This is a genomic window from Variovorax sp. FW305-3-2-15-B-LB1 (assembly GCF_058787635.1).
On the sequence record NZ_JBYSZY010000015.1, the window covers coordinates 47,093 to 58,698 of the forward strand.

Here is an 11,606-nt window from a genome sequence, read left to right on the forward strand (position 1 = left end):
GAAAGCCGTCATGTTCCTGAAACGACTTCTCTCCAACGACATGCCGCGCAGCCGCCTGCTGGCGCTGCTGCTGCTGGCCCTGTTCCTGGCGCTGGCGTTCGCGCCGTTCCTGTTCCCGGGCGTCAAGGCGCTCAGCGTCGCGGCCAAGATTTTGGTGTTCGTGGTGCTGGTCGCGAGCTTCGACCTGCTGCTGGGCTACACCGGCATCGTGAGCTTCGCGCACACGATGTTCTTCGGCATCGGCGCCTACGGCATCGCCATCTCGGCCTCGCGGCTCGGGCCCAACTGGGGCGCGGTGCTGGTGGGGCTGGGCGCGTCGCTCGCGATCTCGCTGGTGCTCTCGCTGGCCATCGGTCTGTTCTCGCTGCGGGTGCGCGCGATCTTCTTCGCGATGATCACGCTGGCCGTGGCTTCGGCGTTCCAGACGCTGGCCTCGCAGCTGTCGGACTTCACCGGCGGCGAAGACGGCCTGACTTTCAAGCTGCCCGAGCTGATCTCGCCGAGCTTCGAGTTCGCCGAAGAACCGTTCTTCGGCGTCTCGCTCGACGGGCGTCTGCTGTGCTACTACCTGCTGTTCGTGGCGGCGGTGGTGCTGGTGCTGGCGATGCTGCGCATCGTGAACTCGCCCTTCGGCCGCGTGCTGCAGGCCATCCGCGAGAACGAGTTCCGCGCCGAGGCCATCGGCTACCGCGTGGTGGTGTACCGCACCACGGCGGCCGTGCTGTCGGCGCTGTTCGCCACGCTGGCCGGCGCGATGCTGGCCATCTGGCTGCGCTACAACGGGCCCGACACCTCGCTGAGCTTCGAGATCATGATCGACGTGCTGCTCATCGTGGTGATCGGCGGCATGGGCACGATCTACGGCGCGGCCATCGGCGCGGTGCTGTTCGTGGTGGCGCAGAGCTACCTGCAGGACCTGCTGCGCCTGGGCAACGAGGCCGCCAGCGGCCTGCCGTGGCTCGCGGCGCTGCTGTCGCCCGACCGCTGGCTGCTGTGGCTGGGCGTGCTGTTCGTGCTGTCGGTGTATTACTTCCCGACCGGCATCGTCGGCAAGCTGCGGGCGAGGGCGGCGAAATGAGCGACGGCAACAACAACAGCACCATGACGCCGTCATCGCACTACGCGCAACTCGCAGGCCGTGAAATCCACTGGCTCGATTGGGGCGCCGCCAACGCCCCCGTCGTCATCGCCTGGCACGGCCTGGCGCGCACCAGCCGCGACATGGACGAGCTGGCGCAGCACTTCGCGGCACGCGGCTTCCGCGTGATCTGCCCCGACACGTTGGGGCGCGGCCTGAGCCAGTGGAGCCCGTCGCCCGACGACGAATACACGCTCGCGTTCTACGCGCGCCTGGCCAATGCGCTGTGCGACGAGCTGCGGCTGGGCCGCGTGCACTGGGTGGGCACCTCGATGGGTGGCGCGATCGGCACGGTCTGCGCGTCGGGCCTGTTCGAGCCGCGCATGAAAGCGCGCATCGCCAGCCTCACGCTCAACGACAACGCGCCGCAGCTCGCGCAGGCCGCCATCGAGCGCATCCGCGCCTACGCCGGCGACCCGCCGGCCTTTGCCACGGTGGCCGAACTCGAGGCCTTCTTCCGCACGGTCTACAAGCCCTACGGCTGGCTCAGCGACGCGCAGTGGCGCCGCCTGACCGAAAGCTCCACGCGCCGCCTGGCCGACGGCCGCGTCACGCCGCACTACGACCCGGCGATGGTCAAGCAGTTCAGCGCGCACGACAACGACTACCTGATCTGGCCGCACTACGACGTGATCGAGGCGCCGGTGCTGTGCCTGCGCGGCGCCGAGTCCGACCTGGTGCTGCCCGAGGTGATCGAGGAGATGCATCGGCGCGGGCCGGGCGCGGTCGGGCGCCTGCAGGTGATCGAGGTGCCGGGCTGCGGCCATGCGCCCGCGCTCAACGTACCGGAACAACTGGACCCGATCGAGGGGTTTATCCGCGCGGCCGGTCGTTGAAGGCACGGCGCGCTCACAATCGCGCCGACTTCAACTCCAAGATCACCTCGTCATGGCCCTCTCGATGTACGACCTGTCCGTGCCGGTTTTCACCCGCGGACTCGGGCAACTCACCCACCTGCTCGACAAGAGCCTCGCGCATGCGAAGGCCCAGGGCATCGACCCGGCGACGCTGGTCGAAGCACGCTTGGCGCCCGACATGCTCACGCTGGCCGGCCAGATCCAGCGCGCGAGCGACGCTTCCAAGCTGGGCACGGCGCGCATCGCGGGCATCACGGCCCCGAGCTTTCCCGACGAAGAGAAGACCTGGGACGACCTGCTGGCGCGCATCGTGAAGACGCAGGATTTCCTGGCCGGCGTGGACCGTGCGCTCATCGACGGCCACGAAGAACGCCCCGTGACCATCAAGGCACGCGAAGGCGAGGCGCACTTCACGGCGCAGCGCTACCTGCTGCAGTTCGCGCTGCCGAACTTCTTCTTTCACGTGACCACCGCCTACGACGTGCTGCGCCACAAGGGCGTGCCCATCGGCAAGCTGGACTACCTCGGCCGCTTCTGAGTCCGTTCAGGCGCGGCGGGCCGCCAGCGCGTACATCAGCGGAATGCGCGGCATGCCTTCGGGCGGGGCCATGCGCCGTCCGCCCATCTCGCGCATGCCCTCGAAGGGCTTCCAGCCGTTGGTGTACGGGTACTCCTCGAAGCGCTCGATGGCCAGGCCCGCCTGCGCGAGCGCGGTCGTCACCTGGCCCACGCCCCAGGTGAACTCGAAGCTCGGGTGCGGGTTGCGAAAGCCCTGCACGCCGGGCATCGGCCGGTCGTCGGCCACGAGGCCGTCGCCCGACTCGGCCACGTAGTCGCCCACGCCTTCCTCGGGCACGGGCGCGTCGTTGAAGTAGTCGTAGTGGAACTTCCACTGCGGGTCGAACACCAGCGCGAACGGGTGGAACTCGACGATCACGAAGCGACCGCCGGGCTTGAGCAGCCGCGCCACGCCGCGCGCCCAGGCGCCGATGTCGGACAGCCAGCACAGCGTGCCGTACGAGCAGAACACGAGGTCGTGGCGCTCGCCGCGCGCGGCGGCGGCCTCGAAGTAGTCGTAGACGTCCGCACGCTCGAAGCGCGCCGCAACGCCCGACTCGGCCGAGAGACGGGTGGCGAAGTCGATGGCCTCGTCGGAGATGTCGACGCCGGTCACGCGTGCGCCGCGGCGCGCGATGCTCAGGCTGTCCTGGCCCGCGTTGCACTGCAGGTGCAGCACCGACAGGCCGTCCACGTCGCCGAGCAGGGCACTTTCCTCGGGGAACAGCGTGGAGCCGCCCGCGCGGAAGAAGGCGGCCTGGTCGCCCTTGTGGCTGTTGTGCGCGACCGTGGCGGCGTTCCACGACTGGCGGTTGGCTTCGTGCAGGTCTTTCTTCATGGCGTGGTCGCGTCGGGTCGGGTGGGCCAGCCCGCCAGGTGGCGTTCGGCGATGCCCGTGAGCGCGGTGATCCACGCCGGGCTGTCGTTGAGGCAGGGGATGTAGCCGAAGCGCTCGCCGCCCGCGTGCAGGAAGGCTTCGCGGCCTTCCATGGCGATCTCTTCGAGGGTCTCGAGGCAGTCGGCCGGAAAGCCCGGGCACACCACGTCGACGTGCTTCACGCCGCGCGCGCCGAGTTCGCGCAGGGTGGGCTCGGTGTAGGGCTCCAGCCACTTGGCGCGGCCGAAGCGCGATTGGAAGGTCGTGCGGTACTGCGTGGACGCCAGGCCCAGCCGTGCCGCGAGCAGGCGCGCGGTCTCGAGGCACTGCGCCTCGTAGGGATCGCCCAGCGCGATGTTGCGCGCGGGAATGCCGTGGAAGCTCATCACCAGCAGCTCGCCGCGGCCTTCGGTCTTCCAGTGCTTCTCGATGCCCTGGGCCAGCGCCTCGATGTAGGCGGGGTCGTCGTGGTACTGGTTGACGAAACGGAACTCGGGCACGCGGCGCTGGCGGCGGCTCCACGCGTTCACCGCGTCGATCACGCTGGCCGTGGTGGTCGCCGAGTACTGCGGGTAGGCCTGCAGCACCAGCACGCGCGTGGCGCCCTCGGCCTGCAGCGCGTCGAGCCGTGAGGCGATCGACGGGTTGGCGTAGCGCATCGCGTCGCGCACCGTCACGCGGTGGCCGCGCTCGCCGAGCCAGCCGGCCAGCAGGGTGGCCTGCTTCTGCGTCCAGACCTTGAGCGGCGAGCCTTCGGGCAGCCAGATGCTGGCGTACTTCGCGGCCGACTTCGCGGGCCGCGTGCGCAGGATGATGCCGTGCAGGATCAGCGCCCACAGCGCCCTGGGAATCTCGACCACGCGCGGGTCGCCCAGGAAGTCGGCGAGGTAGGGGCGCACCGCGGCGGCGGTGGGGGCATCGGGCGAACCCAGGTTGCACCAGAGCACGGCGGTGCGTTCGTTCTTGCGGTCATCGGAGGCGAGAGGCATGCGATATTCTCGGGCATGACTTCCGCTTCCCCGGCGCCCGGCGGCGCCACGCCGCTCGACATCTCGCGCATCTCGGCGATCACGCTCGACCTCGACGACACCCTGTGGCCGATCTGGCCGACCATCGAGCGTGCCGAGCGCGTGCTGCACGAATGGCTGCTGCGCGAGGCGCCCAAGACGGCCTCGCTGCTGCTCACGCCGGGCGTGCTGCGCGAGCTGCGCGAAGCCACCGCCAAGGAGCGCTCCGACCTCGCGCACGACCTGAGCGCGCTGCGCCGCGAGTCGATCCGCACGGCGCTCGTGCGCGCGGGCGAAGACCCGGCGCTGGCCGACCCGGCCTTCGATGCCTTCTTCGAAGAGCGCCACCGCGTCATGCTGTACGACGACGCGCTGCCGGCGCTCAAGTGGCTCAGCGAGCGCTACCCGCTGGTGGCGGTGTCGAACGGCAACGCCGACCTCCACAAGACCGGCGTCGGCCGGTGGTTCCGCACCGCCTTCAATGCGCGCACCTTCGGCAGCGGCAAGCCGCACGCGCCGATCTTCCGCGCCGCGGCGGCCTCGGTCGGCCTACTGCCCAAGGACGTGCTGCACGTGGGCGACGACGCCGCGCTCGACGTGGTGGGCGCGCTCAACGCCGGCATGCAGGCCGCCTGGCTGGTGCGCGACGAGCGGCCGTGGGAGCACGGCGCGCGTCCGCAGCTGATCGTGCCCAACCTGCACGCGCTGTGCATCGCGCTGGGCGCCTGAACCTCAGCGGAACACGGGGCGGAAAAAGCTGCGTTCGTAGCTGACGATGCAGCGGGTCTCTTCGGCGTAGCGGAAGGCGGCCTGGCAGTCGGCGTCCTGCATCGAGTCGGCCCGGTAGGTTTCGTACGCGGCCAGGCTCGGGAAGCTGAACATCGCCAGCGCCACGTTGTTCGCGCCTTCGGACGGCAGGAAGTAGCCGTGGTGCTGGCCGCCGAACTTCTCGACCAGCGGAATCCAGAGCTTGCCGTAGTGCTCCAATTCCTTGAGCTTGAAGGGATCGACGATGTAGCGCAGGTAGCAGGTGATCATGGGTGAGGAATGTCAGGGGACTATCGGCGCGGCCCGAGCGGCGCGCGGCTGCCCGGACTATAGTTTTGCGACGGCCTTCTTCCACTGCTTTCGCGCGAATTCCCTTCCATGCATCTCTCCACCTGGCTCCTCTTTTGCGGCGTGACCCTGCTCGTCGCCTTCACGCCCGGCCCGGCCGTGCTGCTCACGGTCTCCAACGCCATCACCGTCGGCCCGCGCCGCGCGATGATCAGCTCGCTGGGCAACGCCTGCGGGCTCTTCCTGGTCTCGGCCGCCGCGATGGGCGGACTGGGCGTGGTGCTCAACACCTCGGCCACGGCCTTCATGGTGCTGAAGGTGGCAGGCGCGGGCTACCTCGTGTACCTGGGCATCCGGCAGTGGCGCAGCCGCACGAGCGTGTTCGCCGAGCTGCAACCGTCGGCCGCGCCGGCGCCTTCGCGTTCCGCGCGCCGGCTGTTCGGGCATGGCGTGACGGTGGCGCTGACCAACCCGAAGGGCATCCTGTTCTTCTCGGCGCTGTTCCCGCAGTTCCTCACGCACGACGCGCCGATCCTCACGCAGTTCGCCGTGCTCACCACGACCTTCGCGGCCGGCTCGGTGCTGGCGCATGGTTCGTACGTGCTGTTGGCGCGCCTGCTGAAGAAGCAGTTCGCGAACCCCAAGCGCGCGCAGCTGTTCAACCGCGTGTCGGGCGGCGCCTTCGTGCTGCTGGGGTTGAGCCTGCTGCGCCTGCGCAACAAGACCGCCTGAGAAAGCCTTCGACTTTTTTCAGTCGAGCCCGAAGTGCTCGCGCAGCGCCGCGCAGAAGTCGGCGGTGCCGCTGAGCGAGAGCGTGAGGGTGTCCAGGCGCGGGTTGTCTTCCCGCGTGCGCTGCACGTCGCAGTCCCACACCGCACCGTCGTCGAGCGCGCCGCGCGCACCGGGGAAGGTGGCCTCGGCCCAGGCCAGCACTTGCGCGATCTCGGCTTCCACCTCGGGCGTGCGCTCGGGCGGGGTCGAGGCCATGGCGTCGAAGGTGCCGTGGTCTTCGGTGTCTTCGCTGTAGTCGAAATCCAGGTAGCGCAGGGTCGTGGTCATGGGGTGGCAAGTGCGCGCGCGACGGCCAGTCCGTTGAGGACCGCACCTTCGAGCGTGGCGGGATAAGGGCCTTCGGTGTAGTCGCCGCAGGCCTGCAGCCCCGGCGTGATGGCGGCCGGCGGGCGGGCCAAGCCGGGCGTGCAGGCGAAGGTGGCGCGCTTCTCGACCACGGTCTGGATCGGCGTCAGCCCCGGTTGGCCGAGCTGCGTGCCGGCCTGGGCGAGCACCTGTTTTTCGAGCGTCTCGCGCGGCGTCTCGTTGGCGCTCACGACGAAGGCGAGCACGCCTTCTGGTCCACCGAGCTGGCCGCGGTCGAACACGAACTGGGCCGGTGCGCTGCCCGGCTGGCTGCGCAGCGCGAGCATTGGTTCGGCCAGCGGCGCGGCGTCGCGTACGTAGACCGTGGCAATCGCCTCGAAGCGCAGCGATTCGGTGACGTTGCACCAGCGCGAAGCGGCCGGCAGGCCGGTGGCACGCACGAGACGTGCGGCGTCCCAGGGGGCGCAGGCCAGCACGGCCTGGTCGAAGAGCTCGTCATCGACGCGCCACCGGTCGCCCTCGGGCGCGATGGCGCGCACGCGGTGGCCGATGTGCGCGGTGGCGCCGTGCCGCGCGAGCCACGCCAGCGCGGCATCGGGCAGCAGGGCGCCGAGGTCCACGCGCGGCAGCAGCAGGTCGGCGCCGCCGCGCCCGCTGAACAGCGCGTCGTGCAGCACGCGCAGGAACACCTGGCCGCTCGATTGCGGCACGGGCGTGTTGAGCGCCGAGACGCACAGCGGCTCGATGAGTTCGTGCATCACGCGCGGCGTGAGGCCGGCGCACAGCGTGGCGACGCTGGTGCCGGGCGCGCAGCGAAAGCCCGCGAGGCGCCAGCGCACGGCGGTGGCCAGCAGCGCGGCCTTGTCGCGCCAGCTCCAGCCGCGCGCGGTGAAGATGCCGATGAGCAGGTCGAGCGGCGGCGGCCGGCCCGCGGGCATCTGCAGCCCGCCGCCGTCGGCAAAGCGCAACGACAGCGGCAGGCGCTGCAGGGCGGTGTCGACGTCGACCCCCACGTCGCGCATGAGCGCCAGCGTGGCGGTGTAGGCGCCGATCAGGATGTGCTGGCCGTTGTCCAGCGCCATGCCGTGCATGTGATCGACCCGCCGCGCGCGTCCACCGGCCATCGGCGCGGCTTCGAACAGGGTGACGGCGTGCCCGAGGCGCGTGGCCTCGACGGCGCAGGCCAGGCCGGCCCAGCCGGCGCCGATGACGGCGAGCCTCATGGGCACGAAGGGTGGGGCGTCATATCCGGCCCAGCGCCTGGACTTTCCAGGCCAGCCAGAACTTGCGCACGGGCGTCAGGCTGATGCGCTGGTTCAGTACCTGGAAGTCGTCGCGCTCGATCTCGCGCAACAGCGTGCGGTAGATGCTGGCCATCATCAGGCCGGGCTTCTGCGTGCGGCGGTCGGCCAGCGGCAGCAGGGCCAGCGCTTCGTCGTAGGCGGCGTGGGCGCGCTGGGCCTGGAACTTCATGAGCGCGACAAAACGGTCGGAGTGCACGCGGTTCAGGATCTCGTGCGCCTTCACGTCGAACTGCTGCAGCTCGTTGACGGGCAGGTAGATGCGACCGCGCAGCGCGTCTTCGCCGACGTCGCGCAGGATGTTGGTCAGCTGCAGCGCCAGGCCGAGCTTGTGGGCGTAGGCGGTGGTCTGCGGATCGGTCTGGCCGAAGATGCGCGCCGCGACTTCGCCGACCACGCCGGCCACGAGGTGGCAGTAGCGCGCGAGGCCGGGAAAGTCGAGGTAGCGGGTCTGGTCCAGGTCCATCTGGCAGCCGTCGATCACCTCGTTGAGCTGGCGCGCCTCGATGCCGTAGGTGGCGGCATGCGGCATGAGCGCCTGCATGACCGGATGGCGCGGCGTGCCGGCGAAGGCCTGGGCAACCTCGGTGCGCCACCAGGCGAGCTTGGTGGCAGCCACGCCGGGGTCGGAGACCTCGTCGACCACGTCGTCGACTTCGCGGCAGAAGGCATAAAAAGCCGTGATCGCGGCGCGCCGCGGCTTGGGCAGGAACAGGAAGGCGTAATAGAAACTGCTGCCCGAAGCGGCGGCCTTGTCTTGCACGTATTGCTCGGGATTCATCGGGGAGGCGCTGCTTTCATGGGCCGTGATTGTCTCCGCATCCGCCATGCCTTCCAGAGCAGCACGGGCGCGTCGGCCTTGCCGACGGTAGGGCGCTGCGTGAAGGTGTCGAAGCCCAGGTCCTCGATCTTGTCCAGGATGCGCAGGCCACCCTGCACGACCAGGCGCAGCTCCCAGCCCACGCGGCCCGGCAGGCGGTGCACGAGCGGGGCGCCCTCGGTCATGAGCTCGCGCGCCCAGAAGGCCACCACCGCTATCAGATTGATAGCTTCCTGCGGCGGCGGCGCGGAAGACAGCGGCGCGAAGACCTTGAAATGCTCGGACGTCAGGCCGCGCCGCGCGCAGTCGGTGCGCGGAAAGTAGAAGCGCCCGCGCGGCAGGTCGACGCTCGGGTCCTGCCAGAAGTTGATGAGTTGCAGCGCGCTGCAGATGGCGTCGCTCTGGGCCAGCGCCTGCGCATCGGTCACGCCGTACAGGTGCAGCAGCAGCCGGCCGACCGGGTTGGCGGAGCGGCGGCAGTAGTCGAGCAGCTCGGCGCGGTCGGCGTAGGTGCCGCGGTCGCGGGTCTTCTCGATGTCCTGCATGAAGGCGCTGAGCAGGTCGGCGAGCAGGTCTTCGGGCAGGCGGTACTGGGCGATGGCCCAGGCCAGCGGGCCGAACACGTGGGGCCAGCGCGAGTCGGGCAACGCGTCGCCGCGTGCGGCGGCGGCCAGTTCCTCGCGGTAGGCGCGCAGCTCGGCCAGGCGCGCATCGGGCGAGGCGTCGCCCTCGTCGGCGATGTCGTCGGCGGTGCGCGCGAAGTGGTAGATCGCGGCGATGGGCGGGCGCAGGTGCTGCGGGCACAGCCAGGAGGCCACGGGGAAGTTTTCGTAGTGCGCCGGCGCGGCGGCATGACGGGGATTGGCGGGAGGAGTGGCGGACACGCCACGATTGTCGGCGACGTCATGTCCGGGCACTATGCTGGCGGCGTCGCCACTTTCCATCTCTCTTTCGCCCATGACGATGAAAGCAACTGCCGCGGCTTCCGGGACCTCGCTTCCCGCTTCGGGCGACACGGCACACGCGGCCGGGCCCGGTTTGATGATCGCGGCGCTGGGCGTCGTCTTCGGCGACATCGGCACCTCGCCGCTGTACGCCTTCAAGGAAACGATGAACCCCGAGCACGGCGTGCCGTTCTCGCCCGACGCGGTGCTGGGCCTGCTCTCGCTGATCTTCTGGGGCCTGATGTTCGTGGTGACGCTCAAGTACGTGGTGTTCGTGCTGCGCGCCGACCACGATGGCGAAGGCGGCATCCTGGCACTGCAGGCGCTGGCGCGCAACGCCGTTTCCGGCCCGAAGACCCGGCCCTGGGTGTGGCGCGGGATCGGGGTTCTGGGCCTGGTGGGCGCGGCCATGTTCTACGGCGACAGCCTCATCACGCCGGCGATCTCGGTGCTGTCGGCGGTGGAGGGCCTGGAGGTGCAGGCGCCGGTGCTGCAGCGCGTGGTGATCCCGATCACGTTGGCCATCCTCGTCGGGCTGTTCATGGTGCAGAAGAAGGGCACCGGCGTGGTCGGCAGGATCTTCGGGCCGGTGATGCTGCTGTGGTTCCTGGTGCTGGGCGTGGCAGGGCTGTGGCAGGTGCTGCAGCAGCCGCAGGTGCTGGCGGCGCTCGACCCGCGCCGGGCAGTGGGCTTCCTGGTCGAGCACCGGGCGCAGTCGCTGGCCGTGCTGGGCGCGGTGTTCCTGGCGTTCACGGGCGGGGAGGCGCTGTATGCCGACATGGGGCACTTCGGCGCCAGGCCGATCCGTCTCGCGTGGCTCTTCATCGCGCTGCCGGGGCTGGTGCTCAACTACTTCGGGCAAGGCGCGCTGGTGCTGGCGAACCCGGCGGCCATCGACAACCCGTTCTTCCGGCTCTTTCCGTCGTGGGGCGTGCTGCCGATGGTGGTGCTGGCCGCCATGGCCACGGTGATCGCGTCGCAGGCAGTGATCTCGGGCGCCTTCTCGCTCACCGCGCAGGCGATGCGCATGGGCTACCTGCCGCGCATGCGCGTGGTGCAGACCTCGGGCACGGCCATCGGGCAGATCTACGTGCCCGCGGTCAACTGGTTGTTGATGGTCGGCGTGCTGCTGCTGGTGCTGGGCTTCCGCAGCTCGGGCGCGCTGTCGGCGGCGTATGGCATCGCGGTGTCGATCACGATGGTGACGACCACATTGCTGGCCGGCATCGTGGCCTGGGGCCTGTGGCGCTGGAACAAGGTGGCGGTGGTGGTCGGCGTGGCGGCCTTCGCGGCGGTCGACCTGACCTTCGTGGTGTCCAACAGCCTGAAGGTGGCCGAGGGCGGCTGGCTCACGCTGGCGGTGGCGGCCGGGGTGATGGTGCTGTTCACCACCTGGGCCAAGGGCCGGCGCCTGGGCCTGGAAGCGGCGGCGGCCGACAGCCTGCCGCTGCGCCCCTTCGTCGAGTCGCTGGCGCTGAACATGCCGCACCGGGTGAGCGGCACGGCCGTGTTCCTGAACCCCGACGCCACGGCGGTGCCGCACGCGCTGCTGCACAACCTCAAGCACAACCAGGTGCTGCACGAGCAGGTGATCGTGCTGCGCGTGCTCTCGTGCGACACGCCGCGCGTGGACGCGCGCCTGCGCATCGAGGCCGAGCAGCTGATGGCCGGCATCTGGGTGGTCACGGCGCGCCACGGCTTCATGGAGCGGGCCGACGTGCCCGAGTTCATCCGCATCCTGGCCTACCAGAAGACCCTGGCCATCGATTCGATGAAGACCTCGTACTTCGTCTCCCGCGCCTCGGTGGGCGAGGAGAACCTGCCGGGCATGAACCCGGTGCGACGGGTGCTGTTCGGCTGGCTGCAGCGCAACGCGGGCCGGGCATCCGATTACTTCGAGCTCCCCGACAACCGGTTGGTAGAGATGGGGCAGAGAACTTAGCGTGAACA

Annotated in this window: 13 protein-coding genes; 6 read left to right on the forward strand and 7 right to left on the reverse strand. The window is 69.9% G+C overall.

What is annotated here, in order from left to right; all coding sequences use genetic code 11:
• Nucleotides 1–10: 10 nt before the first annotated feature.
• From AC3WQR_RS12080 to AC3WQR_RS12090, 3 genes are read left to right on the forward strand one after another with little or no spacing between them, the layout of a single operon-like run.
• On the forward strand, nt 11–1,078 hold the full coding sequence (locus tag AC3WQR_RS12080; RefSeq protein ID WP_492742172.1) for a branched-chain amino acid ABC transporter permease: 1,068 nt from the start codon (nt 11–13) through the stop codon (nt 1,076–1,078).
• Between the two features lie 23 nt (nt 1,079–1,101).
• Nucleotides 1,102–1,974 carry an alpha/beta fold hydrolase gene (locus AC3WQR_RS12085; protein ID WP_492742230.1) on the forward strand — a complete coding sequence of 291 codons (873 nt, stop codon included), beginning with the start codon at nt 1,102–1,104 and terminating at the stop codon, nt 1,972–1,974.
• A 52-nt stretch (nt 1,975–2,026) separates the two neighbouring features.
• Nucleotides 2,027–2,533: a DUF1993 domain-containing protein gene (locus AC3WQR_RS12090; RefSeq protein ID WP_489056987.1), complete on the forward strand. Its 507-nt coding sequence runs from the start codon at nt 2,027–2,029 to the stop codon at nt 2,531–2,533.
• A 6-nt stretch (nt 2,534–2,539) separates the two neighbouring features.
• Here the strand turns inward: AC3WQR_RS12090 and AC3WQR_RS12095 are convergent, their stop codons facing one another.
• Together AC3WQR_RS12095 and hemH are read right to left on the reverse strand one after the other, a co-directional pair.
• Complete coding sequence (locus AC3WQR_RS12095; RefSeq protein WP_492742174.1) at nt 2,540–3,391, reverse strand: class I SAM-dependent methyltransferase; 852 nt, start codon at nt 3,389–3,391, stop codon at nt 2,540–2,542.
• Nucleotides 3,388–4,419, reverse strand: a complete 1,032-nt coding sequence (gene hemH / locus AC3WQR_RS12100; protein ID WP_492742176.1) for a ferrochelatase — start codon at nt 4,417–4,419, stop codon at nt 3,388–3,390. Before hemH ends, AC3WQR_RS12095 begins: the two co-directional genes overlap by 4 nt.
• Before the next feature lie 15 nt (nt 4,420–4,434).
• Here hemH and AC3WQR_RS12105 point away from each other — a divergent pair, with 15 nt between their 5' ends.
• Nucleotides 4,435–5,166 carry an HAD family hydrolase gene (locus AC3WQR_RS12105; protein WP_492742178.1) on the forward strand — a complete coding sequence of 244 codons (732 nt, stop codon included), beginning with the start codon at nt 4,435–4,437 and terminating at the stop codon, nt 5,164–5,166.
• A gap of 3 nt (nt 5,167–5,169) precedes the next feature.
• Here AC3WQR_RS12105 and AC3WQR_RS12110 read toward each other — a convergent pair whose 3' ends face one another.
• Nucleotides 5,170–5,475 (reverse strand): NIPSNAP family protein, encoded by a 306-nt coding sequence (locus tag AC3WQR_RS12110; RefSeq protein ID WP_492742179.1) that lies wholly within the window; start codon nt 5,473–5,475, stop codon nt 5,170–5,172.
• 108 nt (nt 5,476–5,583) lie between these two features.
• Here AC3WQR_RS12110 and AC3WQR_RS12115 point away from each other — a divergent pair, with 108 nt between their 5' ends.
• Entirely contained in the window at nt 5,584–6,225 is a 642-nt protein-coding gene (locus tag AC3WQR_RS12115) for a LysE family translocator (protein ID WP_492742181.1), read from the forward strand.
• Between the two features lie 18 nt (nt 6,226–6,243).
• On the opposite strand, the gene AC3WQR_RS12120 is transcribed toward AC3WQR_RS12115, so the two are convergent.
• The 4 genes from AC3WQR_RS12120 to hpnC are packed head-to-tail and all read right to left on the reverse strand — an operon-like array spanning nt 6,244 to nt 9,596.
• Nucleotides 6,244–6,552, reverse strand: coding sequence for a hypothetical protein (locus AC3WQR_RS12120; RefSeq protein ID WP_492742182.1), 309 nt, complete (start codon nt 6,550–6,552; stop codon nt 6,244–6,246).
• Nucleotides 6,549–7,814: a hydroxysqualene dehydroxylase HpnE gene (gene hpnE / locus AC3WQR_RS12125; protein WP_492742183.1), complete on the reverse strand. Its 1,266-nt coding sequence runs from the start codon at nt 7,812–7,814 to the stop codon at nt 6,549–6,551. The genes AC3WQR_RS12120 and hpnE overlap by 4 nt, the downstream gene beginning before the upstream one ends.
• 19 nt (nt 7,815–7,833) lie before the next feature.
• Nucleotides 7,834–8,673 carry a presqualene diphosphate synthase HpnD gene (gene hpnD, locus AC3WQR_RS12130; RefSeq protein WP_062475853.1) on the reverse strand — a complete coding sequence of 280 codons (840 nt, stop codon included), beginning with the start codon at nt 8,671–8,673 and terminating at the stop codon, nt 7,834–7,836.
• Nucleotides 8,670–9,596, reverse strand: a complete 927-nt coding sequence (hpnC, locus tag AC3WQR_RS12135; protein WP_492742184.1) for a squalene synthase HpnC — start codon at nt 9,594–9,596, stop codon at nt 8,670–8,672. Before hpnC ends, hpnD begins: the two co-directional genes overlap by 4 nt.
• 79 nt (nt 9,597–9,675) lie before the next feature.
• Here hpnC and AC3WQR_RS12140 point away from each other — a divergent pair, with 79 nt between their 5' ends.
• Nucleotides 9,676–11,598 (forward strand): potassium transporter Kup, encoded by a 1,923-nt coding sequence (locus tag AC3WQR_RS12140; protein WP_492742186.1) that lies wholly within the window; start codon nt 9,676–9,678, stop codon nt 11,596–11,598.
• The last annotated feature ends 8 nt before the right edge of the window (nt 11,599–11,606 follow it).